16 protein-coding genes are annotated in these 22470 nt (G+C 74.0%); 5 read left to right on the top strand and 11 right to left on the bottom strand.

Annotated elements, in window-relative coordinates:
- Positions 1-69 precede the first annotated feature (69 nt).
- Both ACZ34W_RS16240 and ACZ34W_RS16235 read right to left on the bottom strand, forming a co-directional pair.
- Complete coding sequence (locus ACZ34W_RS16240) at positions 70-474, bottom strand: hypothetical protein (protein ID WP_465604498.1); 405 nt, start codon at positions 472-474, stop codon at positions 70-72.
- A 10-nt stretch (positions 475-484) separates the two neighbouring features.
- Positions 485-4054, bottom strand: a complete 3570-nt coding sequence (locus tag ACZ34W_RS16235) for a CdiA C-terminal domain-containing protein (RefSeq protein ID WP_465604495.1) — start codon at positions 4052-4054, stop codon at positions 485-487.
- A 454-nt stretch (positions 4055-4508) separates the two neighbouring features.
- Here ACZ34W_RS16235 and ACZ34W_RS16230 point away from each other — a divergent pair, with 454 nt between their 5' ends.
- The 5 genes from ACZ34W_RS16230 to ACZ34W_RS16210 all read left to right on the top strand — a co-directional run bounded on the left by ACZ34W_RS16230 (position 4509) and on the right by ACZ34W_RS16210 (position 10806).
- Positions 4509-5015 carry a hypothetical protein gene (locus tag ACZ34W_RS16230; RefSeq protein ID WP_465604492.1) on the top strand — a complete coding sequence of 169 codons (507 nt, stop codon included), beginning with the start codon at positions 4509-4511 and terminating at the stop codon, positions 5013-5015.
- A gap of 262 nt (positions 5016-5277) precedes the next feature.
- Positions 5278-6837 carry a trypsin-like serine protease gene (locus ACZ34W_RS16225; RefSeq protein ID WP_465604489.1) on the top strand — a complete coding sequence of 520 codons (1560 nt, stop codon included), beginning with the start codon at positions 5278-5280 and terminating at the stop codon, positions 6835-6837.
- Positions 6838-6935: 98 nt separating this feature from the next.
- Positions 6936-8603 carry a trypsin-like serine protease gene (locus ACZ34W_RS16220; protein WP_465604486.1) on the top strand — a complete coding sequence of 556 codons (1668 nt, stop codon included), beginning with the start codon at positions 6936-6938 and terminating at the stop codon, positions 8601-8603.
- 208 nt (positions 8604-8811) lie between these two features.
- Positions 8812-9477: a GTP cyclohydrolase II gene (locus tag ACZ34W_RS16215; RefSeq protein WP_396488316.1), complete on the top strand. Its 666-nt coding sequence runs from the start codon at positions 8812-8814 to the stop codon at positions 9475-9477.
- 111 nt (positions 9478-9588) lie between these two features.
- The gene (locus ACZ34W_RS16210) at positions 9589-10806 is read left to right on the top strand and encodes an FAD-dependent oxidoreductase (protein WP_465604482.1); all 1218 of its coding nucleotides are present in this window, start codon (positions 9589-9591) and stop codon (positions 10804-10806) included.
- Between the two features lie 57 nt (positions 10807-10863).
- Here ACZ34W_RS16210 and ACZ34W_RS16205 read toward each other — a convergent pair whose 3' ends face one another.
- The 9 genes from ACZ34W_RS16205 to ACZ34W_RS16165 are packed head-to-tail and all read right to left on the bottom strand — an operon-like array spanning position 10864 to position 22209.
- A complete protein-coding gene (locus tag ACZ34W_RS16205; RefSeq protein WP_465604478.1) occupies positions 10864-12138 on the bottom strand; it encodes a carboxylate--amine ligase in 1275 nt (424 codons plus the stop codon).
- Between the two features lie 14 nt (positions 12139-12152).
- A complete protein-coding gene (locus tag ACZ34W_RS16200) occupies positions 12153-13433 on the bottom strand; it encodes a glycoside hydrolase family 16 protein (RefSeq protein WP_465604475.1) in 1281 nt (426 codons plus the stop codon).
- Positions 13433-15538: a glycosyltransferase gene (locus tag ACZ34W_RS16195; protein WP_465604473.1), complete on the bottom strand. Its 2106-nt coding sequence runs from the start codon at positions 15536-15538 to the stop codon at positions 13433-13435. Before ACZ34W_RS16195 ends, ACZ34W_RS16200 begins: the two co-directional genes overlap by 1 nt.
- Positions 15531-16343, bottom strand: coding sequence for a polysaccharide deacetylase family protein (locus tag ACZ34W_RS16190; RefSeq protein WP_329490678.1), 813 nt, complete (start codon positions 16341-16343; stop codon positions 15531-15533). Before ACZ34W_RS16190 ends, ACZ34W_RS16195 begins: the two co-directional genes overlap by 8 nt.
- Positions 16340-17371, bottom strand: a complete 1032-nt coding sequence (locus ACZ34W_RS16185) for a glycosyltransferase family 2 protein (RefSeq protein ID WP_465604469.1) — start codon at positions 17369-17371, stop codon at positions 16340-16342. Before ACZ34W_RS16185 ends, ACZ34W_RS16190 begins: the two co-directional genes overlap by 4 nt.
- Positions 17371-18741, bottom strand: coding sequence for a lipopolysaccharide biosynthesis protein (locus ACZ34W_RS16180; protein WP_329490676.1), 1371 nt, complete (start codon positions 18739-18741; stop codon positions 17371-17373). The genes ACZ34W_RS16185 and ACZ34W_RS16180 overlap by 1 nt, the downstream gene beginning before the upstream one ends.
- On the bottom strand, positions 18741-20021 hold the full coding sequence (locus ACZ34W_RS16175; RefSeq protein ID WP_465604465.1) for a glycosyltransferase family 2 protein: 1281 nt from the start codon (positions 20019-20021) through the stop codon (positions 18741-18743). The genes ACZ34W_RS16180 and ACZ34W_RS16175 overlap by 1 nt, the downstream gene beginning before the upstream one ends.
- Positions 20018-21340, bottom strand: a complete 1323-nt coding sequence (locus ACZ34W_RS16170) for a glycosyltransferase family 2 protein (RefSeq protein ID WP_465604462.1) — start codon at positions 21338-21340, stop codon at positions 20018-20020. Before ACZ34W_RS16170 ends, ACZ34W_RS16175 begins: the two co-directional genes overlap by 4 nt.
- Positions 21337-22209 (bottom strand): glycosyltransferase family 2 protein, encoded by an 873-nt coding sequence (locus tag ACZ34W_RS16165; RefSeq protein ID WP_465604459.1) that lies wholly within the window; start codon positions 22207-22209, stop codon positions 21337-21339. The genes ACZ34W_RS16170 and ACZ34W_RS16165 overlap by 4 nt, the downstream gene beginning before the upstream one ends.
- Positions 22210-22470 lie beyond the last annotated feature (261 nt).

The raw sequence follows: 22470 nt of genomic DNA, 5'->3' as shown, positions 1-22470 counted from the left end.
CCTCCAGGGCAAGCAGAAGGGGCGGCGGGCATCTACCTGGATGCCCGCCGCCCCTTCCCGGACCGCGCCCTAGGGGCGGTTCACCGCCGGAGGCCAGACCTGTGATCCGGTGTTGCCGGGCGCCGCCGACTCGATGTACGACTGGAGCTCGTACACGAGGACGACCCAGTATCGCCTGGTGTCCGCGAGGTACCGCACGATCCTGCGCGCGACGGTCGACTGGCCCTCCAGATCCCCGTCGAGGTTCCGAACCACCATGACGGCCCGGTACCGCTCGAAGGGAACGCCCTGGTCTTCCTCGAACTCGTGCGAAAGTTCGAGTTCGACACGGGTCACGCGACCGACCGTCGTGACGTGGTCCATGTGCTCACTGTCAACGCGGTGCAGCTCGCTTCCGCAGGCAGCTCCGAGATCGGCGACGAGGTCGGCCGCCGGATCCAAGGGCTCGACGAAGATGTAGTGCCGGGAACTCACAAAGCGACTCCTAGGGCCAGGTGATGTCGAAACCATCGCCGACGACGCGGATGAAGTTCATCCTCCCGGGGCGGTTCCGCTTCAGGAAGTCCTCCATACCGGCACGGGCTCCGGCCTCGTCCAGGCCTGAGCCCCGAGCATCGATGACGGCGTCCATGGCCTGTCCCTTGGCCGAGTTGAGCTGGTTCTTGACGGTGTTGGGTCCAGCGCCGGGCTGCAGGCTCTTGAATTCCGTGGGAACTCCGTCGACGAGGGCGTCGTACATCCGCTCGCCCTCCTTGGTCGACTCCGGGATCGCCTTCACATGGCGGCCCTCGCCCGCGAGCTGATCGGCGATTCGGCGCTCTTTCGCGTCGAAGGTCTTCAGCGACTCGTCGATGGGACGGGAAGCCCCACGGCCAGCGCTCCCGCTCTCCTGGGCCTCCCGCAGGGCGGTCTTGATCCCGTTGCTGAACCGGTCAAGCCCGTCAGCGGCCGTGTAGGCACCCCCGACGATAATCGTGGTACCCATGACGATGGCCGGGGCACCGGCCACACAGCCGACCCCAGTCAAGCAGACGACACCACCGGCGAAGTCCTCGGTCGCACCGGCGCCGACCATTGCCCCGCCGAGAACGGTCTCCCCCGCCCCGATCCAGATGTCCTTGTTGAAGAACGGCTGAGCCATGTTCCAGGCCTTGTCCACGCCTCCGGAGAGCCAGGACGGGATCCAGCTGTCGTCCTTCTCGCCCTGCGGCTGGTTCTGCTGGTTCTGGGCCGCCGCCGTACGAAGGTGGTCCTGTTCCCGCAGCCAGTCGGCCATGTCCTGCCGCTGCAGTTCGGCGGTCCGGGCGAAAGCATCCCGGTAAGCCTGGTCCGCCACATCGCGATCCTTCTGAGCCGCGATCGCGGAGTCCCAGGCGTTCTTGGCGGCGGTGCGGGCCGCACCGGCCGACTCACCGGCCCAGTTCGCCGAGTACTGCGCGCTGGCGGCCGAGTTGATCGCCCGGCTGACTGCCGAAGCAGCGTCCGACTGGGCCTTGCGTGCGGTCTTCGCGGACTGCGCGGCACTCGTCGCGGACGCCTCGGCGGCCTTGACCGACTGGTTCGCCTGGTTGGAGTACGTCTGGGCCTCGGTGGCCGAAGCCTGGGCCTGTCGGTTGTACTCCGCCGCCTGCTCGGACGCGCCGCGCGCCGTGGCTGCCGCCTGTCCCGCCTCTGCGGCGTTCTGGCGGGCCGTGGCGGCGACGGCCGACGCCTCCGCGATCACCTGGCTTATCTGTGCGGCATGCGCCGCTGCCAGTTGGTCTTCACGGCCAGCCTGGAACTGACCGAACTGAATGAAGGAGTCAAGCGAGGCGGCCGGCCCCATGAGCGCGACCCGTGCCGCGGCCGCGACCTCCGGGGTACCGCTGTCGATGAGCTGGGCGGCACGGACACGCTCGTCCTGGTAGCGCGCCTCGTACTGCCCGGTGGCGACGAACTCTCGGTACTTGTCGGTGGACCCCGAGGCCAGCGCGGCCCTGCCGGCCTCCTGAACGACCGGGCCGCCCACGGAAATGATCTTCGCGATGAACACGCGCAGTTCCTGAACGGCGGCCTGGTACTGGCCACTCGTCAGGAAGTCCGTTACCTTGGCGGGGTCGTTCCCGTCCAGTGCCGTCCGCGCCGCGGCTGCGATCGCGTCGGAGCGGGTCGTGGCGGCGAGCCGCACGACGGCCTGGCGCTCGTCACTCTGACTGGCCGCCGTCCAGCCGGTGCGAGCGTACTCGACGACCTTGGTGTTGTCGCCGGCCAGAGCGATCCCCGCCGCAGTACGGGCCCAGGAGGCACCCGACTTGAGGGTCAGGACCGCGACCTGCCGGCCCTGGAGGGCGATCACCGCCTGGTCGGCCGCCGGATTGGCGGCTTCGACCGCCAGGGTCCGGGCCCGGGTCTCGACGTCCTTGACCTTCTGGGCAGTGGCGGCCAGCACGACCTTCTGCTGGTCCTCCTGCCACTTCAGGTCTTTCGCCTTCTCGACGGCGGCGTTGGTCCGGGCGGTCAGCCCCTCGGCCTCGATCTGCTGGGTGAGGTCGTGGGTGGACTTCGCCTTGGCCACGGCGGCGGTTGCCTCAACGGCGGACTGCTCTGCCCCGCTGGCGTAGTTGGTCGCCTGCTCCGCCGCATTCGCGGCCTCACCAGCGTGAGCGGCTGCGTTCTCCGCCGCTTGAGCGGCCGCGCGTGCGTGCGTGGCGGACGACCGGGCCGCGTCCCGGGCCTCATTGGCTGCGGTGACTGCCTTGGCCGCGAGGGCCTGGGCCGCGGTGGCGGCCCGGGTGGCCTCCTGGGCGTGGCGCCTGGTGGCGGCAGCCGCCTGGGATGCCGTCGAGGACTGCACACCAGCTTGCGCGGCGTAGCCGCCTGCCTGGTCAGCAGCGTCCGCGGCGGCGCCGGCATTCTGGCCGGCACTCAGCGCGTCCTTGGCCGCGGAGCCTGCGGCCACAGCGGCGTTACCAGCCTGCTCGGCGGCGTCGGCAGCGTCGTCCGCACCGTCGGCGGCGGTGCGCGCGTCCGTCGCCGCCTGACGGGCTGCCGCCGTCTTGCCGGCGTCGGTGGCCGCACCGGTTGCCGCCGCCTGTGCCCGCGTCGCCGCACGGGCGGCGCCCGCCGCCGCCGAAGCGGCCTGGGAGGCCGCGCTCGCCGCTACCCTGGCGGAGTTGTTCGCAGCACGAGCCGCGCCGATGGCCTGCTGGGCCGCGCTGGATGCCTGCTCGGCGGCCGAGGCGGCACGCTCGGCCCAAGAGGCCGCGTGTTGGGCGTCGTTCTTGGCGGCCTGGGTCTGGGCGGCGGCCTCCGCGGCCGCGTCCTTCGCCGATTCCGCAGCCTTGACCGCCCGAGCCGAGGCCTCCTTGGCTGCCTGGGTCTGGGCGGCGGCCTGAACACCAGCGGCCTTGGCTTGATCTGCCAGCTGCGCGACCGTCAGGGTCTCCTGATCGCGGTTGCGCGCGACGTGCTGGCCGACCTCCAGGAACTCGTGGATGTCGTCCGCCGTGCCGTTGAGTGCGATCCGACCCGCCGCGATGACCGAGGGCCCGCCGACGCTGAGGATCTGGGCCAGCTGGACCCGCTCGTCCTGGTCGCGCTGGTCGTACTGCCCTGCTTCCAGGAACAGCTTGATCGTCTCGGGACCGCCGTTCAGCGCCGCACGACCGGCGTCCTGGACCTCAGGACCACCGGTGCTGATGATCTGCGCGACCCGTACCCGCTGATCCTGGTAGAGCGGGGCTTTCCAACCATCCGTCAGGAACGCCTTCACCTGGTCCGGCGTCCCCCTGAGGGCCTGCCTGGCGGCATCCTGAAGCCCTGTACCCCCGATACCGGCGAGTTGGGCAACGGAGACCCGGTCATCCTGGAACTGTTCGCTCGGTGCCAGCGCCAGGAACTTCTGTACGTCAGCGTCACCACCTGTCAGGGCAACCTCGGCGGCAGCACGCAGGCCCGGACCACCGTTCATCCACAGCTGGACCACCCGACCCCGGTCGGTCTGCGGGAACGCGCCCGCGCCCGCCGCGGGCGGTGCGGCACCGTCCGCGAGCGCCTGTGGCGGCGAAACGATCATCCCCGCCAGGAGGGTAGTTGGGAGCAGGGACAGGGCCAGCGCGCGTATCGCACCGGACCCCCGACCCGCGCCACCCTTCGCACGAATTCCTCGCGTCAAGGTAACACCCGTCTTGTCGAAACGCGGCCCGTGCCGCGTGAGCCGAATCTCGACCCTGGGGAGGATCTTTAACACGCCTTCATGACCGTTAGCCAATCAGTTCGTGTCCACTGATCGACGGCACGGGAGGAGAGTGCGACATCCAGGGCAATTGCGATCATTCGCTGAGTATCGACGCGAACCAGGATGCGTTTGCGGGACCTCGCCAGCCGTGAGCGAACATGGGTGGTACCGACTTGACGGAACGACTGTTGGACCCACTATTTTGCGAACTTGACGCATGGGCCCGATGGGGCGTCATCCATGCGCGACAGCGGTTCGACTGCCGTCATCCGGCGGCGCGAAAGGAAGAATTGTGTCCGTCCGTCTCCGCCGAATCCTCTTGGCTTCGGCCTCCGGCGTCCTCCTGGCCGCCGTCGCCGCACCCGCCCTGGCGTCGGGTGCCGCACCCTCCCCCGCCCCGGCCGCAGCCGCCTCTGCCGACCCGGATCTGCCGCCGCCCGCGGTGGAGGACTTCACCTACCCCGGCGCCGCGGAGATTCTGCAGGAACGGAACATCAAGCTCATCAGGGGTAACGGCTACCTGCTGCTCGCCGACTGCAATCCCGCCGTTCAGCAGATCAAGGTCTATACCACCAACGGAGACGCCTGCTTCCAGGCCACCGGCCCCGGCGGGTTCTTGACGATGGAGATCCCGCGGGTATTCGCCCTGGAGGCCGGTGATCACCCCATCAGCGCCAACCTCACGGCCGCCGGCGCCACACAGAACGTGACGGTCGCCCAGGGCGGGTACAAGAGCGTCGGCGAGGGCACCATCGGCGGTTCTCGCTCCACACTGGTGGAACTGCGTATTACCGGCTGACCCGAGCGGCCTGCGCGATGCCGCAGAGTCCTGCGAAACCGGCCCAGTGACGTCTCGCAATGACATGCCACCACTGGTCCCGGCAACGCGACCCAATCATCGGGAACGGCGTCTGACGCCTCTCCGTACGATTCACCATCATGTCCGACTCCGCGATTACCCCGACATCCTCTCCTTCCAACTTGAGGCGACCCCAACCATGTCTCGCAAAGCCCCTTCTTCGTCGTCGTGGGCAATCGGCATAGCTGCTACCGCAGTTGCCGTGAGCACCTTCTCCGCCGCGCCCGCCGGGGCCGTCGTCGGTGACCCGGCGGCGGACGGCGCGTACGCCTACACCGCCAAGCTCGCCATCGGCGACAACGTCCGCGCCTGCACCGGCGCGCTCGTCGACCGCAACTGGATCATCACCGCCGCGTCCTGCTTCGCCGACGACCCCGCCCAGCCCCAGACCCTGACCGCCGGCGCACCGAAGTGGAAGACCACCGCCACCGTCGGCCGCACCGACCTCACCACCACCACCGGCGCCACCACCGAGATCGTCGAGCTCGTCCCCCGCCAGGACCGCGACCTCGTGATGGCCCGCCTCGCCACACCCGTCGACGGCATCACCCCGCTCACCCTCGCCACCACCGCGCCCACCGCCGGCGAGAACCTGCGCGTACCCGCCTACGGCCGCACCAAGACCGAATGGGTGCCCCTCAAGCTCCACAGCGGCGTCTTCACCGTCGGCGCCGTCACCGCGAACGCCGTCAGCACCACCGGCACCGCCGGCGCCTCGATCTGCCAGGGCGACACCGGCGCCCCCGCCGTCCGCGAGGTCAACGGCAGGACCGAACTCGCCGCCATCGCCTCCCGCTCCTGGCAGGGCGGCTGCTTCGGCAGCACCGAAACCCGCACCGGCGCCACCAACACCCGCGTCGACGACCTCACCGCCTGGGTGAAGGAGCTGCGGTTCCGCACCGCGGACGTGCAGGCGGGTACGCATGTGCAGATCGTCGGCTCCGACGATGCCCTGTCGGACTCGGTCGCGGACTACAACGCCGGCCGCTGGACCCGCACCTGGACCCCGATGGGCGACAGCCGGCTCCTCAAGGTCGACAGCGTCGCCATCGGTGACGTCGTCCACGTCTTCGCGGTCGCCGGCGACGGTCACGTCTACGGCCGTGACGGCCGGGTTGGCGGCACCTGGGGCAACTGGAACGAGGTCCCCGGCGGCGCCTCGGGCGTCAAGGACATCTCCGTCAGTGCCCGTGGCAACCTCGCCGACCTGATGATCATCGGCGGCGACGGCTCGCTGTACGCGACCACCGGGAACTACGACACCGGTGCCTGGAACCCGTACTGGGACAAGATCGGTGACAACCACCTGAAGGCCGTCACCAGCGCGTACTACAACAACTCCACCCACGTCTTCGTCATCAACGAGGACGACAAGGTGTACACCCGCGCCGCGGACTACGGCGTCGGCTGGAGCGACTGGGCCGAGCTGCCCGGCAGCCTGCCGAACGTGAAGTCGATCAGCGCCAGCACCCACGGCGCCACGATCGACCTGGCGATCGCCGGTGCCAACGCCTTCTACACCACCAGCGGTCACTACGACACCGGCTACTGGGACCCGCAGTGGGCCAAGATCAGTGACAACCGCCTGAAGGCCGTCACCAGCAGCACCTCCAACAACGTCGTCCACGTCTACGCCGTGAACGAGGACGACAAGGTGTACGGCATCGACGCCGACTACAACGCCGGCCGCTGGACCAGCTGGGGCGAGGTTCCCGGCGGCGCGGGCGGCGTCAAGGCCATCACCGCCACCAGCACCAACTGACCTCGCGTCACCTCGCATGACCCGGTGGGGTGAGTGATCGGACCGATCACTCACCCCACCGCTCCTACCTGCTCCATTCCGATCCCAGGGGGGCCTCCATGCCCAGCACCACCTCCGCCCGTACCCGCCATACGGGGGCGCTCGCCGCCGCGACCGCCGTCGTCGGCGCGCTGGCCACCTTCTCCGCCGCGCCTGCCGGCGCCGTCGTCGGTGACCCGGCGTCGGACGGCGCGTACGCCTACACCGCCAAGCTCGCCATCGGCGACAACGTCCGCGCCTGCACCGGCGCGCTCGTCGACCGCAACTGGATCATCACCGCCGCGTCCTGCTTCGCCGACGACCCCGCCCAGCCCCAGACCCTGACCACCGGCGCACCGAAGTGGAAGACCACCGCCACCGTCGGCCGCACCGACCTCACCACCACCACCGGCGCCGCCACCGAGATCGTCGAGCTCGTCCCCCGCCAGGACCGCGACCTCGTGATGGCCCGCCTCGCCACACCCGTCGACGGCATCACCCCGCTCACCCTCGCCACCACCGCGCCCACCGCCGGCGAGAACCTGCGCGTACCCGCCTACGGCCGCACCAAGACCGAGTGGGTGCCCCTCAAGCTCCACAGCGGCGTCTTCAACGTCGGCGCCGTCACCGCGAACGCCGTCAGCACCACCGGCACCGCCGGCGCCTCGATCTGCCAGGGCGACACCGGCGCCCCCGCCGTCCGCGAGGTCAACGGCAGGACCGAACTCGCCGCCATCGCCTCCCGCTCCTGGCAGGGCGGCTGCTTCGGCAGCACCGAAACCCGCACCGGCGCCACCAACACCCGCGTCGACGACCTCACCGCCTGGGTCCAGCAGGTGCGCGGCACCTCGGTCGGCTGGAAGACCCAGGCCCTGGTCAAGGGCGGCACCGGCCTCTTCCAGGCCGCCCGCCTCTACGACGGCTCCTGGACCCCGTTCGAGGACGTCCAGGCCAAGGCCGGGGACATCGGCGGCGTGCGCGCCGTCGCCACCGCCGGCATCAACGGCGACACCCACGTCGTCGCCCTCGGCGGCGACGGCCACCTGCACCACACCATCCGCCACCTCGACGGCACCTGGGCCGGTTTCGGCGACCTCAACACCAACGTCGGCGACCTCGGCAACATCACCCAGGTCGCCATCGCCTCCACCGGCGCCAACCTGGAGGTCGTCGTCCTCGCCGACGGCCAGCTCTTCCACAGCGTCCGCACCAGCGGCGGGTACTGGACCGGCTTCGGCAAGGTCTTCGAGGCCGCCGGGCCCCTGAGCAGCGTCACCACCCTCGCCACGGCCGGAGTCGGCGGGGACCTCCAGGTCGCCGCCGTCGCGGGCGGGCAGGTCTACCACACCATCCGCTCCGGCTCCACCGGCAGCTGGAGCGCCTGGGGCGCGGTCGCCGGCGCCGCCGGCGCCACCGCCCCGGTCACCTCGCTCGCGATGGCCCGCCAGGGCGACGACATGAACCTCGTCGTCGTCACCGACACCGGCGCCCAGCTCCACACCATCCGCTACGCCAACGCCTCCTGGCAGCCCTTCGGCTCCGTCAGCAGCGTCATCGGGCAGGTCACGGCCACCTCGGTCAGCGCCGCCCCGGTCGACACCGGCGCCCAGTTCGCCATCACCACCGGCGACAACCGCGTCCTGACCACCACCCGCCTCGCGGACGGCAACTGGACCGCCCCCCAGGCCCTGAACCTCCAGGGCGTGAACGGCGACCACACCGGCACCGCCATCACCGGCACCCTGTAGCACGCCACGACGGAGGGGGCGGGCGGCCGCACGGGCCGCCCGCCCCCTCCGTCGTGACCGGTGGGAACAGGCGAGCCCCACGGGGTGTTGCGAGCCTGCGCCGTCCCACTCCACCCCGGTGCGGGCGGCTCGGAACACAGTTGTTCAAATTGGAACTACCGAGTACCGTCGGGGTCCGACCATCACCCCGGTAACGGAGGCCCCGCCCATGCCGCAGCCTGCCCCGACGCAGCCTGGCACCGCTCCGACGCAGCCCGGCACCGCCACGGTGCGCTCCCGGGTGCGCATCCCGCTCACCTTCCCGGACGGGTACCGCGCGGACGCCGAGGTGTTCACCTTCCACGGCCTGGCCGACGGCGCGGAGCACCTGGCACTCGCCTTCGGCAGCACCCCGGAGGGCGGGACGCCGCTGGTGCGGCTGCACTCGGAGTGCCTGACCGGCGACGTCTTCGGCTCGGACCGCTGCGACTGCGGGCCCCAGCTGCGCGAGTCGGTGGAGCGGATCGCCGAGGCCGGCGGCTACCTGCTGTACCTGCGGCAGGAGGGCCGGGGCATCGGGCTGTACAACAAGCTGGACGCCTACGCCCTCCAGGACGCCGGGCTCGACACCTATGACGCCAACACCGCGCTGGGCCTGCCCGAGGACGGGCGCGACTACACCGCCGCCGCCCAGATGCTGGCGGCGCTCGGCACCACCGGCATCGACCTGCTGAGCAACAACCCGGACAAGGCGGACCAGCTCGCCGGCCTCGGCATCACGGTCGAGCGCCGGGTACCGACCGGGGTGCACCTGTCGGCCAGCAACGTCCGCTACCTCCGCGCCAAGGTGGAGCGGACCGGCCACTCGATCGAGCTGTCCCGGCTGGTCGGCTGAGCCGGCGCAGGTCCGCACGCCCGGGCGGGCCCGGTTCGTCCACGCACCTGATGCCTCCGACCGGCCGGAGGGGCATTCTGGAGGGACGTCCGAGTACTCCGGGAGGCGTCCGTGCCGACGCATCGCCGACTGCCGATCGCCGTCGTGGGGGCCGGGCCGTACGGGCTCGCGACGGCCGCCCACCTGGCGGCGCGGGGCAGCGACCTGCGGGTGTTCGGGGAGCCGATGGCGGGGTGGCGCGACCACATGCCCGCCGGGATGTTCCTGAAGTCCACCCCGCGTGCCTCGAACATCTCCGCGCCCGCCCCCGGGCACCGGCTGGCCGACCACCGGACGGCCCTGGGCGTGGCGCCGGTCGGCGACCGCTATCCCGTGCCGATCGCGGAGTTCATCGCCTACGGCGAATGGTTCCAGCAGCGGTGCGTGCCCGGGGTCGAGCGCTGCTCGGTACTCGGCATCGGCTACGACCACGGTGTCCTCCGGCTGCGGCTGGACACCGGTGAGGAGCTCCGGAGCCGGGCCGTGGTACTCGCCACCGGGCTGCGGGCCTTCGCCCACGTCCCCGGCGAACTGGCCGCGCTGCGGGAGGCGGGCCTCGCCTCGCACACCTCGGACCACGCGGACCTGGGCCGCTTCGCGGGGCGCCGGGTCGCGGTGGTGGGCGCCGGGCAGTCGGCGCTGGAGAGCGCCGCCCTGCTGGCCGAGGCCGGGGCGCGGCCCACGCTGGTGGCCCGGACGGCCCGGCTGCGGTTCGGGACCGCGCCCGGGGCGGACCTGCCGGGTGAGCGGCCGGCGGCCGTGCGCGCCCGGTACCCGGGCACCGAACTCGGGCCCGGCTGGAACCTCCTCGGCTACTGCCGCGCCCCCTGGGCCTTCCGTCATCTCCCCGACGACGTCCGGGCCGGCCGGGTGCGGACGGTGCTCGGCCCGGCCGGTGCCTGGTGGCTGCGCGAACGGGTCGAGGACGCGGGCGTGCCGGTGCTCACCGGGTGTTCGGTGGAGTCCGCGCGGGAGCGGGCGGGCGCCGTCCGGCTGCGGCTGCGCGGCCTCACCGGCGCCCTGGAGGTCGACCACGTGCTGGCGGCCACCGGCTACCGGGTGGACGTCGAACGCCTGGACCTGCTCGACCCGGGCCTGCGGCGGGCGGTGCGGCGCACGGCGGACGGGGCGCCCCGGCTGACCGGCGGCTTCGAATCCTCGGTGCCGGGGCTGTACTTCACCGGGCTGGCCGCGGCGAACTCCTTCGGCCCGCTGCTGCGCTTCGTCTGCGGTACGGACTTCGCGGCCCGCCGGATCACGGCCGCCGTCACCGGCGGCGCACCGGACTGACCGGCCGTCAACGCCCGCCCCCGCGCGCCCACTCGCCGCCGCCCTCACGGCGCCCCGTCACGCCCCCCGCGCTCCCCCGCCCCGGGCCGCGGCCACCAGGCGGCGGGCGGCGTACCGCGCGGCCCGGCCGCCGAACCGGGCGGCGACGGCCACGGCCGGCAGCGGATCGTCCGCGCAGAGCCAGGCCCGCTCGGTGCCCCGGCGCGGCCACGGGTCGGCGGGCGGGCGGTGCTCGTGCCACGCGGCGGACCCGAGGGAGAGCAGGTCGAGCTGGCCGACCCCGTAGCCGCGCCGCAGCTGCGGCCCGGGCGGCACCGGCCGCCCGGTGAGCGACAGGTGCAGCGCCCGCACCACGTCGACGCCCGCGGTGGTCTCGAAGAGCCGGAACTGCGCGCCCGTCCGCGGGTTGAAGTCCACCAGCTTGTACCGGCCGTCCCGCAGGTCGAGCCGCCAGTCGAGGTCGGCGATCCCGCAGTAGCCGAGCCGCCGGCAGAGCCGGACGGCCAGCTCGGCCAGCTCGGGGTTGGCGACGGCCCCGGCCCGGGTGGTGACGCCCGCCCCGGGGGGCCAGGACCGCAGTTTGACACCCGTGAAGACGGCCAGTGGCTCGCCGCCGGGGCCACAGGTCAGATGGGTGATCCAGTCCCGCGCCTGCTCGGCGGGCAGGTACTCCTGGACGAGCACCGCGAGCGGCGGCCCGTCGCAGGAGGCCCCGGGCGGGCAGTGGGACAGCAGCTCCGCCTCGCTCCGGACGACGGTCGTGTGGCCGACCACCGGGCGCTCCAGCCGGGTGAAGGAGGCGAGGTTCTTCAGCACCAGCGGATACCCGAACTCGGCCGCGGCGGCCAGCAGTCCGGCCCGGTCGACGGGCGTCCGGGCGGCCGGGGTGGGGGTGCCGGTACCGCGGCAGAGGTCGTGCAGGCCGCCCTTGTCGGCGAGCCGCCGGGGCAGACCGGGCGGCACCGGCGGCAGCAGCAGGTCCTCGGCCAGCTCGCTCGCGTGCTCGGCGAGCAGCACGGCGGCCTCGTCGTCGGTGGCCACCGCCACGGCCCGCCGCCCGCTTCGCCGCCGCACCTCGCGGGCCACCCCCCGCAGGGCGGCCGCCAGTTCGGCGGGCGGCTCCCGGCCGGTGCTCGGCCTGACCAGCGCTCCGGTCAGGTAGCGGGAGAGCGCGGTGGGCGTCAGCCGGTCCTCGACCATCGCGTAGACCGGGACGCCGAGCCGGCCGAGCGAGCGCACCGCGCCGACGGCGCTGTGCGACAGCGGGTAGTGACCGACCTTCACCAGCAGTGCGGGGACGGCGCGGTCGACGCCCAGCGGGCCTCCTGCCATGACGCTCCCACCTCTCAGTGCTGCCACACCTGGACCCACCGCGCCTGCAGGGCCGCCGAGTCCGTCCCGGCGGGTGGCGACTCCAGGTACCCGACGGCGAGGTTGATCACGATCTCCATCGCCACGGTCGGGATCCGCGAGGGGTCGGTGACCTGGAACCAGGCCTTGCCGTCGACGTACCAGGTCACCGCGGCGGGCTCCCAGTCGACGCCGAAGACGTGGTAGCCGGCGGAGAAGTCGGCGGGGCCCCAGTTCTGGCCTACGTGCTGGTCGGAGCCGTCCGCGCCGCGCCAGTGCAGGTTCATGTGGACGTACTGGTCGGTGTTGGGGAACTCGGCGATGTCCACCTCCGGCGGGGTGCCCCTGGTCGCGGCCGGGATCAGCCAGAAGGCGGGGAAGAAACCGTGCGGGTTGGCCGGGACCTTGATCGAGGCCGCGAAGTAGCCGTAGGTGAAGGTGTGGCGCGGTTCGGCGTTCCAGGAGTCGCGGCCGGTGCTGACCATGCCGGAGACCCACGGGTACGTCCGGCCGTCGCTGCCCTTCACCGTCCGGGGCTGCGCGGTCAGGGTGAGGCGGCCGCCGCCGGCCTTGACCTGGCCCGGCTGGTACCACTGGTCCTCGCCGTTGCCGGCGTTGGTGCAGCCACCGTCGTTCCAGTCGTAGCAGGTGGTCCAGTTCGCCGTGTCGAGCGAGGAGCCGGTGAACTCGTCGTCGAACACCAGCCGCCAGGTGCCGGGCGCCGGGGGCCGGTTCGCGGCGGCGCCCGCCGGCAGCCCGGTGCCCGACCCCGTCGACCCGGAGCCGCCGGCCGTCCCGGGGGTGCCGGAACAGGCGGCGGCCGACACCAGCAGGGCGGCCGCCGCTAACCCGCCGGCCGGCCGGCGGGCCCGGCCCGGTCGCCACCGTCCGTGCCTCGGCCGCGCCCCGGCCGGCCGGCCCCGCCGGGTGCGGTGCGGCACCAGGGCGAGCACCGTGGTGACGGCCGCCAGGGCGGCGAGCGCGGCGCCCACCGAGAAGACGTGGTAGCCCAGCAGCGCGACGGCGGTCAGCGCGGCCGTCGCGGTGCTCAGCGCCACCGCGAGCGAGGCGGCGGCGAGCCGGTCGGGCCCGCCGGCCGTCCGGGCGACGGTGGGCCGGGCCAGCAGGACCGCCGCCCCCGGGCCGATCACCAGGAAGCCGCCGGTCAGCGCGACGCGCAGCGGACTGCCCGCCGCCAGCACGGTGGACGCCAGCGCGGCCCAGCCGAGCAGGGCGAACGCCAGCCGGGCGGCGGTGCGGGGAGGCGGCCTCATCATCACTGCCCACTCTCCGCGAACGGGCTCTCGACGGCGACCTGGGCGGAGTGCCGGTAGACGGTGGCGTCACCGTCGGTGAACACCACCCGCAGCGTCGGGGAGGCGGAGGCCGCCGCGCGGACCCGGTCGACGGTGTCGGCGGGCAGGATGCCGGTCAGCGTGCACTCGGCGGTCTGGGCCTTGGTCAGCACGAGGTACGAGGGGCCGGTGACGGCGGGGTCGGCGAGTGCGGCCTCGACGGCCGAGGCCGGGTCGGCGACCAGCTGCCGGCGGTCGTCGGGCGTGCCCACCGAGAGCGCCGTCCGGCTGAGCTCGTCGTAGCGCTCCTCGGAGCCGGGCAGGTCTGCGGTGACCGAGACGATCCGCGACCCCGGCGGCGCGGTGTGCGCGACGTAGCGCAGTGCGGCGACCTCGCCGGGGCTGAAGGTGTTCATGGCCTCCTTGCTGTAGTAGCCGAAGACCAGGCCGCCCAGCAGGGCGAGCAGTGCCACCAGGGTCAGCCCCCGGCGCACGGCGGGCAGCGCCCGGCGCGGGCGTCGGGCCCGGTCGCCGGCGGGGGTGCCCGCCGGGGCGGCAGGGCCGGCCGGAGCACGGGAGGACGGGATCAGCACGGTCGCGGCGAGCAGAGCGGCCGCGGGCAGCGCGAACAGGTAGGCGCGGAAGATCATCTCGCCGCCGTAGCTGTTGGCGAGCAGCAGCGGGACAGGCGCGATCAGGAGCAACGGCAGGGTGGTGCGGCGCACCCAGCGGTGGTGCACCACCGCCGTCACCGCGAGCAGCAGGACGGCGGCGGTCAGGCCCCGGTCGACCCAGGAGGCGAACACCTGTCCGGGGGCGGGCTGGGCGAGCCGCTGGAGGCCGGGCAGCGCGTTGTTGTCGGGCGAGGCCAGCGCGGCGACCAGGTTGCCGATGTTCTTGGCCAGGTAGGGCCGCGCGACCGTGGCGTCCCAGGCGAGGGTGATGCCGACGGCACCGACCAGGGCGGGCAGCACCACCCGGCGGTTGCGCCGCGGGAGGGCGAGCATCAGCAGGGCGCTGATCAGCATCAGCGGGGTGAGCTGGTGCGAGCAGGCGATGGCGGCCGTCAGGACGAGCACCAGGGCGAACGGCAGCGGGCGCCACCCGCCCCGGGGCGGGATGTCGGTCACCCAGGTCATCGCCCGGGCGCCGGTGCCCGGCCCGCTCCGCGCGCCGGCCGGGCCTCCCTCACCCGCCGTGGATCCCCCACCCGCCGTGGATCCCTCACCCGCCGTGGATCCCCCACCCGCCGTGGCGTCCCGGCCGGCGGACGCTCCCCCGCCGGGCGGTCCCTGCGCGACGCGGGTGGCCGCCAGCCGGCGCAGCACCAGCGCGAGCACCGCGAGGAACAGCAGGTAGGAGAAGGCCTGCGGGGAGAAGTAGTCCTGGCCGATCCAGGAGGTGCTGTAGTAGATCCAGATGCCGCCCCAGACCAGCCGCCGGTCCCGGGTGACGGTACGGAAGATCAGCAGCAGCGGGCCGAGCAGCAGGACGTTGGTGAGCACCGGGAACCAGGCCGCGTACCCGAGCGCGGAGTGCAGGCCGGTGGCGCGCAGCAGCAGCACGTTGAGCTGGAAGAAGCCGGGCCACTGGTTGTAGATGTCCAGCTCGCCGGCGTTCGGCACGGAGCCGTCGTGGCGCAGCATGGCGTCCACGACCATCACGTGCTTCCAGGCCCACGCGTACCGCAGTTCCGGGTAGAGCAGGGTGGGCGTGGCGTGGAGGAAGGCGATCAGGGCGAGGACGTACCCGGCCGCCCAGCGCTGGCGGATCCGCCGGTCGCGCAGGACGGCCACGAAGCCGGCCACCAGCAGGGCCAGGCCGGTCCAGTACAGGGCCGGCAGCACCTGGATCAGGCCGAGGTCGCCCATGCCGCCGAGCCGCACCCGGGGCAGCGCGAGCAGCCACAGGGCGAGCGCCGCCGGCAGGGCCAGGCGGGCGAAGACGCCGAGCGGCCCGGCCTCCCGGCAGCCGGCGCGCAGCGCGCGCAGCGGCCCCGCGCGCAGGCGCCCGAACGGGCGCGCGCCGTCGGGCTCCGGGGGCGGGCCGCCGGTGGGGAGCTGGGCGGGGGCCAGTTGGTCAACCATTGGACGGCCTTCCGACCGGACTGCCGACCGCGGTGCGCAGACGGCGGTAGTTGCGCCAGAGCCGCGTGTAGAGGCTCTCCGGGACGGGTCCGACCCGGGCTCCGCGCCCGGCGATCCAGCCGTCGAAGACGTGGTCGGGAGTGTCGCTGCGGACCATCAGCCGGCAGATCCGCAGCACGGAGTCGGAAGCGGAGCTGAACTTGTTCTCCACCGCTGTCGCCGACGTCCAGCCCGCCTCGCGGACCTTGCGCCGCACGGCCGGGCTGGAGTACCCGTGCGGGTAGGCGAACGCGACGACCTCGTGGCCGAGGGCGTCCTCCAGGCGCCGCTTGCACTCGACGATCTCGTCGGTGCAGCGCCGCCCGTACACGGTGTCCAGCTGGGCGTGGGTGACGGAGTGGCCGCCGATCTCGACGCCCATCGCGTCCAGGGTGCTGATCTGCCGCCAGTTCAGCATGTCGGCCGGCGGGAAGAGGCTGCCGGTGGGCGGGCCGCCCGGCGGGTGGACGGCGCCGACGGTGACGTAGAGGGTGGCCGGCAGGCCGCGCTCGGCGAGCAGCGGGGCCACCGTCCAGTAGAAGTCGGCGAACCCGTCGTCGAAGGTGAGGACGGCGGCGCGGGGCGGCAGCGGCGGGCCGCCGAGGATCGCCGAGACCAGCCGGCGCAGCGGCACCACGGGCCGCCCGCTGTCGACGATCCGGTCGATCTGGCGGCGGAAGGCCGCGGGGGTCACGGTGTACGGAGCGATCCACGGCGGCGGGTCGTCCGAGACCGAGTGGTACAGGAACACCGGGACCTCCTTCATGGCCGGCTCCTGGTGGACACGGCCGCGACGCCGGGCCGGGCGGCGGGGGCCGCACCGGTCTCCCCGGCGTCCGCGGTGGCCGCGGTGTCCGCCCGGCCGAGCCGGCCGACGGTGTACCCGGCCGCCGCCAGGCAGGCGCCGGCGCCGAGCGCCCCGGCGGCCCGCAGCCGTCGCCGGCCCAGCGCGCGGAGGATCGCGGCGGGCAGCGTGCGGCGCACGTAGCGGCGCTCGGTGGACAGCGCCGACCGGCTGCCCGCGTAACGGGCGACGACGGCCTTGGAGCGGCCCTCCGCGTAGCAGCGGGAGCTGAAGTAGCGCCAGGTGGTGCGGGCCGGCGGGACGTGCTGGCGGACGACGGCGGTGGGCTCGTAGCGCAGCTCGGTGCCGGGGTGCCGGGCGGTGAGCCGCAGGCAGAGCTCGGTCTCCTCGCAGCCGAACGGGCTGGTGCCGATCCGGCCGAGGTCGCCGCGGAAGCCGCCGGCGGCGACCACCGCGGCCCGGCGGAAGGACATGTTGGCGCCGATGAAGTTGCGCACCGTGCCCGTGCTCCCGGCGGCCCCCGGGTAGGAGCAGCCGACCACCCAGTCGTACTCGGGCGGGAACCAGCCGGGGCGGCCGGTCTCCCACCAGGAGTCGACCCGGCCGCCGACGCCGAGCACCCGCGGGTCGCGGAAGCCGGCCAGCAGCCGTTCGGTCCAGTCGGGTTCGGCCACCGCGTCGTCGTCCAGGAAGGCGACCAACTCGCCGCGGGCGAGCGTGACCCCGGTGTTGCGGGCGCCGGAGACGCCCGGGCGTTCGGGGCTCTCGACCAGCCGCAGGCCGGGGCGGGCGGCCAGCCGGGCCGTCAGGGCGGGGCAGTGGTCGACCACCACGACGGTCTCGTCGGGCTGCCGGCGCTGGGCGCGGATCGAGTCGAGGGCGGCGCACAGGTCGTCCCAGCGGTCGAGGGTGTAACTGCAGACGACCACGGACAGGGTGGGGCCGGGGCCCGGTGCGGTGACCGGTCCGGCGTTCGGCACGGTGTTCATCACGATCTCCGATCGGACGACGGCAGCCAGCGCGGGAGGGCGACCAGCAGCGGGAGGGCGAGGACCGTCGCGGCGAGCAGCCACGCCAGCCCGACCCCGGTGAGGCCGAACACGGGCAGCAGTCCGGCGACGAGCGCGATCACGAGGACGGCGTAGACGAGTTGGAGCCCGATCATCCAGCCCAGGGCGCGGCGCACCCGGGCGACGTCGGTGGCCAGGCTCAGCACGACGGTGGGCAGGGCGGAGAGGGCCATCAGCCGCAGCACGGTGGTGCCGTGCTCGGCGTAGCCGGGCCCGAACAGGCGCAGCATCCAGGGGGCGAAGGCCACGATCACGGCCACCGCCGCGAGGACGAGCAGTCCGGTGTGCCACATCATCCGGCGGGCGTGTTCGGCGAGCCGTTCGGGTGCCCGGGCGGCCTCGACCACCAGCGAGCTGCCCATGCTGTAGGCGGCCATGTAGAGGCTGTCGGCGATCACCCAGGCGAGCGAGTAGTAGGCGTTCTGCTCCGCGCCGAGCACGGCCAGCACCATGAGCGGTACGACGCTGCAGGCGGCGATGCCGGAGATGTTGCCCAGGTAGTCCGCGACGGCGTAGCCGGCCACCCGCGGCGGGGCGGACGCGGTGGCACCGGCCGCCCGCTGGTGGGCCGGGATCGCCCGGCGGAAGAGCACGACGTTGGTGAGCAGGACGGTGATGAGCAGCGCCGCCGCCCAGGAGACCAGGATCCCGGTGCCGACCGCGAGGACCGCGCAGACGGCCAGCGCGCCCGCCTTCGCCAGGGCGAACAGCGCGTTCTCGCCGAGCACCCAGCCGGTGCGCCGCAGTCCGGTCAGCGCGCCGTCCTGGAGGACGAAGAGCGAGTAGCCGGCCGTGACCACCACGAAGGCGACCGCCACCACCGGCTGCCGCAGGTAGCCGAGGCTCGGGGAGATCCACGGGATCAGCAGCAGGAAGAGCACCGCGGCGAACGCGCTGGCGGCGATGCTCGCGGCGTAGCAGCGGGCCACCAGCCGCCGGGTGTGCTGCCCGGCGCCGGGGAGGAAGCGCACCAGGACGCTGCTGAGGTTGAACCGGCCGACCGCGGAGAGCAGCCCGGCGGCGGAGACGGCGGCGTAGCTGAGGCCGACCGTCTCGGCGCTGTACCAGCGGGTGGCGAACAGCCAGAAGATCGCGCCGAGCGCGGCCGCCACCATCGAACTCGCCAGCAGGATGTGGCCGTTGCGCAGCAGCGGCTCCCCGGCCAGCCGGGCCCGGCCGGCCCGGGCGCGGGCTCGCAGCAGGTCGCGGTAGGAGCACTGGCAGGGCAGCGGGCGCGGGCAGGAGCAGGGCCGGGCGGGCGCGGGCGAACGCGTGCTGAGCGACTGCATCACGACCAGTCCTCCGCCCGGAACCGGCGGTCCTGCCGCCGGCTGACCAGATAGCTGAACGGTCCGCGCAGCAGGCCGCGCAGTTCGAGCCGGCCGAGCCGGGCCAGTCCCGGATCGCCGTCGCGCCCGCCCCGGCGGGGGCCGGCCGGGGCGGGCGCGACGGCCCGGCGCAGGGCGTACCGGGTGCCGGCCGGGAGGCGGCGCAGCAGCTCGGCCAGCAGGCCGGGGCGCTGCGAGACGGCGGCGGTCAGATAGGCGCCGAGGCCGGTGCCGAAGCCCTGGATCTGGGCCTCCAGCTCGGCCATGGTGCGCCGGTGCCGGTGCCAGACGACGGCGTCCGGCCGGTACGCGAGGGTGTGACCGGCGACCAGGACGCGCAGGAAGGCGAGCAGGTCCTCGCCGCCGCGGGTCGGCGTACCGGCGCCGGTCGCCGGGTCGAAGCCGCCGAGGTCGCGGATCACGGTGGTGCGGAAGGCCATGTTGGCGCCGGTGCCGAAGCGGCCGGCGGCGAAGGGGAAGAGCGGGTCGCGGCCGGCCGTGCGCGTCGACCAGTCCCGGGGGGCGAAGCCCTTGCCGAAGCCGCAGTACCGCTCGAAGACGGCCTGGGCCTCGGTGTCGAGTTCGGCGGGCACCACGAGACCGGTGACGCAGGAGACCCGGGGGTCGGCCCGGAAGGCCCCGGCGAGGGCGCTCACCCAGCCGGGGTCGGCCAGCGCGTCGTCGTCGGTGAAGGCCACGTACTCGCCCCGGGCGGCGGACAGGCCGCGGTTGCGGGCCCGGGCCAGGCCCGGCACCGGCTCGCGCAGGTACCGCAGCCGGTCCGGCCCGAGCGTGCGGATCAGCCGTTCGGTGGCGTCGTCCTCGGGGGCGTTGTCGACCACCAGGAACTCGGTGGCCGGGTAGTCGGTGCGCAGCAGCGCGCTCAGGCTGTCGCCGAGCAGGGTGGGCCGCCCGCGGGTGCAGACGATGACGCTGACCAGGGGTGCGCGGGCGCCGGGGGGCGGCGGGGCGGGGGCCGCCGGCCCGGTGTCCAGGTGGCGTTCGGCCGCCTCGACGAGCCGGCGGCGCAGCCGCCCGGCGTCCGGGCCCGCGCTACCGTCGGGACCCGGCCGGTCGGCGTCGACGGCGACCAGGCCGAGCGGTCGGCCGGCCCGGCGGACCAGGGCCACCACGGGCCCCTGCGGGCGGACCGGGGCCGTGAAGCCGGGCCGCCACGGCCCACCGGGCCGGTCGAGATCGAGTTCCACCACCTGGGCGGGCGCCCGCAGGACGGTGGTCATGACGCACCTCCGGTGCGCAGGCTCCGCTGGCGCCACACGCTGATCAGATAGCCGAACGGCCCGACCAGCAGCCCGCGGAACTCGCGGCGCCCCAGCCGCAGCAGCGCGGCCTCGCCCTCGGCCGGGCCGCAGCGGGCCCGGTGCCGGCGCACCCGCTGCCAGCGGCGCAGACCGGAGGGGACGCGCCGGACGAGCGTGGTGAGCAGCCCGGGCCGGTGGGCGACGGCGGCGGTCAGGTAGGCGCCGAAGCCGACGCCGAAGTTGAAGACCTGCCGGGTCAGCGCGTCGCCGGTGCGCGGGTGGCGGTGCCAGACGATGGCGTCCGGCTGGTAGGCGACGGTGTGGCCGGCGTCGAGCATCTGGAAGAAGGCCAGCAGTTCCTCGCCGCCGCGGGCGGGCGTACCGGCGCCGGTCGCCGGGTCGAAGCCGCCGAGGTCGCGCAGCAGGGCGGTCCGGAAGGCCATGTTCGCCCCGGAGCCGAACCGGCCGACCGAGAACCGCATCAGCGGGTCGTCCGGGCGGTCGCGCAGCGACCAGTCGCGGGCCGCGAAGCCGCGGGAGTAGCCGCCGTACTGTTCGAGGGCGGCCTGGGCCGGGGTGTCGAGTTCGGCGGGCAGCACGAGGCCGGTGACGCAGCCGATCCGGTCGTCCGCGCCGAACGCCCCGGCCAGCGCGCCGACCCAGCCGGTGTCGATGATCAGGTCGTCGTCGGCGAACGCCACCACCTCGCCGTGCACCGCGGCCAGGCCGCGGTTGCGGGCCCGGGCCAGGCCCGGCACCGGCTCGCGCAGGTACCGGACGCGGTCCCGGTACCGCGTGGCGACGAGGCGTTCGGTGGCGTCGCTCCGCGGGGCGTTGTCGACCACCAGGACCTCCACGTGCGGATAGCCGGTCCGCAGGAGCGAGTCGAGGCAGCTCCGCAGCTGCTCGGTCCGGTCGCGCGTGCAGACCACCACGCTGACCGTGACCGGGCCCGCGGGCACCCGGGCGCGGCCGACCCGACCGGGACGCGCCGCGGGTGTCGCGGTGGACAGGGCGGGAACCGGGAGTTCCCGGTGGGCGACGTCGACCAGCGCCCGGCGCAGCGCGGCACTGTCGCCCGCTGTTCCGGTGGCCGTGACCAAGCCGAGCGGGTGTCCGTGCAGCCGCACCAACGCCAACACGCGGCCGACCGGGTCGACGGTGCCGAGACCACCGGGCGAGCGCAGCTCGCTCGGATCGTCCAGGTCAAGGTCGACGACGCGGACGGGGGTGTAGAGCGAGTCGCGGGCGGCGGAGCGCGGGCAGGCAGCTGCGGTGCGCCGGTCGGAGCCATTCATCGTTGCTCCCCCGCGGAGGCTGCCGCCGAGGACCGGGCGCCGGGACGCTCGGTGATCAGGGTCCTCAGCACCCGGCGGCCGTCGGAGACGGCGTGCAGGTGGGATCGACCGCTGCGGCGGGGGAGTTCCAGGCTCGGCACCTCGGCCATCCGCAGTCCGGAGCGCAGCGCGTGCGCGATCATCTCGGCCTCGATCTCGAAGCCGGAGGAGCGCAGGTCGAGCGCGTCCAGGAAGGAGCGGCGGAAGGCGCAGTAGCCGTAGCACAAGTCGGTGAGGCTCGCGTCGTAGAGGCGGTTGACCACGGCGAGCAGCGCGCGGTTCCCGAAGGAGCGGACCTTGGTGAGGTCCAGCGAGCCGCCGCCGGCGATGCACCGGGAGCCCTTGACGAAGTCGAAGCCGTGGTCGAGGAAGTGGAGGAAGTGCGGGATCTCGCCGGGCCACATCGAGCCGTCGGCGTCCATCATGACGATGTACTCGCCACTGGCGGCGGCGAAGCCGGTGCGCAGCGCGTTGCCCTTGCCGGGCCCGCTCTGCTGGACGCTGCGGACGGTCGGCAGGCAGTGCCGGGCCATCGGGACGGTGGCGTCGTCGGAGGAGCCGTCCACCAGGATGACCTCGTCCACGCAGCGCGGGATCTGCTCGAACACCCAGGGGATGTTGCGGGCCTCGTTCTGGGCGGGGACGACCAGGGTGACGCTGTGCCGACTGGCGACGCCGTCCCCGGCCCGGCGCATCGGCCGCCGGGCCGTGGCCCGGTCCTCGGCGCGGCGCATCGGCCGTCGGGGGGCGGCCCGGTCCTCGGCCCGGCGCTGCGGCCGGCCGTCGTGGTCCGGGGACGGAACGACGTGGGGGGGCAGGGTGCTGCTCATCGGGGGCGGCCTCTCGGAGGGAGGAGGCGGCGGGCGGCGCCGGGCACGGCGCGGCCCCTGTGACGGGGCGGGCCCGGTGCGCGACACGGGGTGCGCGGGGCGGGGCCCCGGAGGGAAGTCCCCGGGGGGACTGCCGAAACGGTGGGGAGCGGCTGAGGGCGGCCCGGTCGGGGGGTGCGCCGCCGGCTCCCGGGCGCCGAAGCGCCGGTCTGTCGAACTGGCCGAATGTGCTTCCCGCACCGGAGTGCGGGATGTGCCAGG

This window comes from Kitasatospora sp. NPDC022856, assembly GCF_055561235.1.
The sequence above is the reverse complement of the archived record's forward strand: the minus strand, read 5'-3'. Positions and strand labels throughout refer to the sequence as shown.

Coding starts and splice junctions, on each gene's coding strand:
- ACZ34W_RS16200 (WP_465604475.1), bottom strand. CDS start 13,433: ATGATGAGGCCGCCTCCCCGCACCGCCGCCCGGCTGGCGTTCGCCCTG.
- ACZ34W_RS16205 (WP_465604478.1), bottom strand. CDS start 12,138: ATGGCAGGAGGCCCGCTGGGCGTCGACCGCGCCGTCCCCGCACTGCTG.
- ACZ34W_RS16235 (WP_465604495.1), bottom strand. CDS start 4,054: ATGATCGTTTCGCCGCCACAGGCGCTCGCGGACGGTGCCGCACCGCCC.
- ACZ34W_RS16215 (WP_396488316.1), top strand. CDS start 8,812: ATGCCGCAGCCTGCCCCGACGCAGCCTGGCACCGCTCCGACGCAGCCC.
- ACZ34W_RS16180 (WP_329490676.1), bottom strand. CDS start 18,741: ATGCAGTCGCTCAGCACGCGTTCGCCCGCGCCCGCCCGGCCCTGCTCC.
- ACZ34W_RS16170 (WP_465604462.1), bottom strand. CDS start 21,340: ATGAATGGCTCCGACCGGCGCACCGCAGCTGCCTGCCCGCGCTCCGCC.
- ACZ34W_RS16185 (WP_465604469.1), bottom strand. CDS start 17,371: ATGAACACCGTGCCGAACGCCGGACCGGTCACCGCACCGGGCCCCGGC.
- ACZ34W_RS16195 (WP_465604473.1), bottom strand. CDS start 15,538: ATGGTTGACCAACTGGCCCCCGCCCAGCTCCCCACCGGCGGCCCGCCC.
- ACZ34W_RS16175 (WP_465604465.1), bottom strand. CDS start 20,021: ATGACCACCGTCCTGCGGGCGCCCGCCCAGGTGGTGGAACTCGATCTC.
- ACZ34W_RS16165 (WP_465604459.1), bottom strand. CDS start 22,209: ATGAGCAGCACCCTGCCCCCCCACGTCGTTCCGTCCCCGGACCACGAC.
- ACZ34W_RS16220 (WP_465604486.1), top strand. CDS start 6,936: ATGCCCAGCACCACCTCCGCCCGTACCCGCCATACGGGGGCGCTCGCC.
- ACZ34W_RS16190 (WP_329490678.1), bottom strand. CDS start 16,343: ATGAAGGAGGTCCCGGTGTTCCTGTACCACTCGGTCTCGGACGACCCG.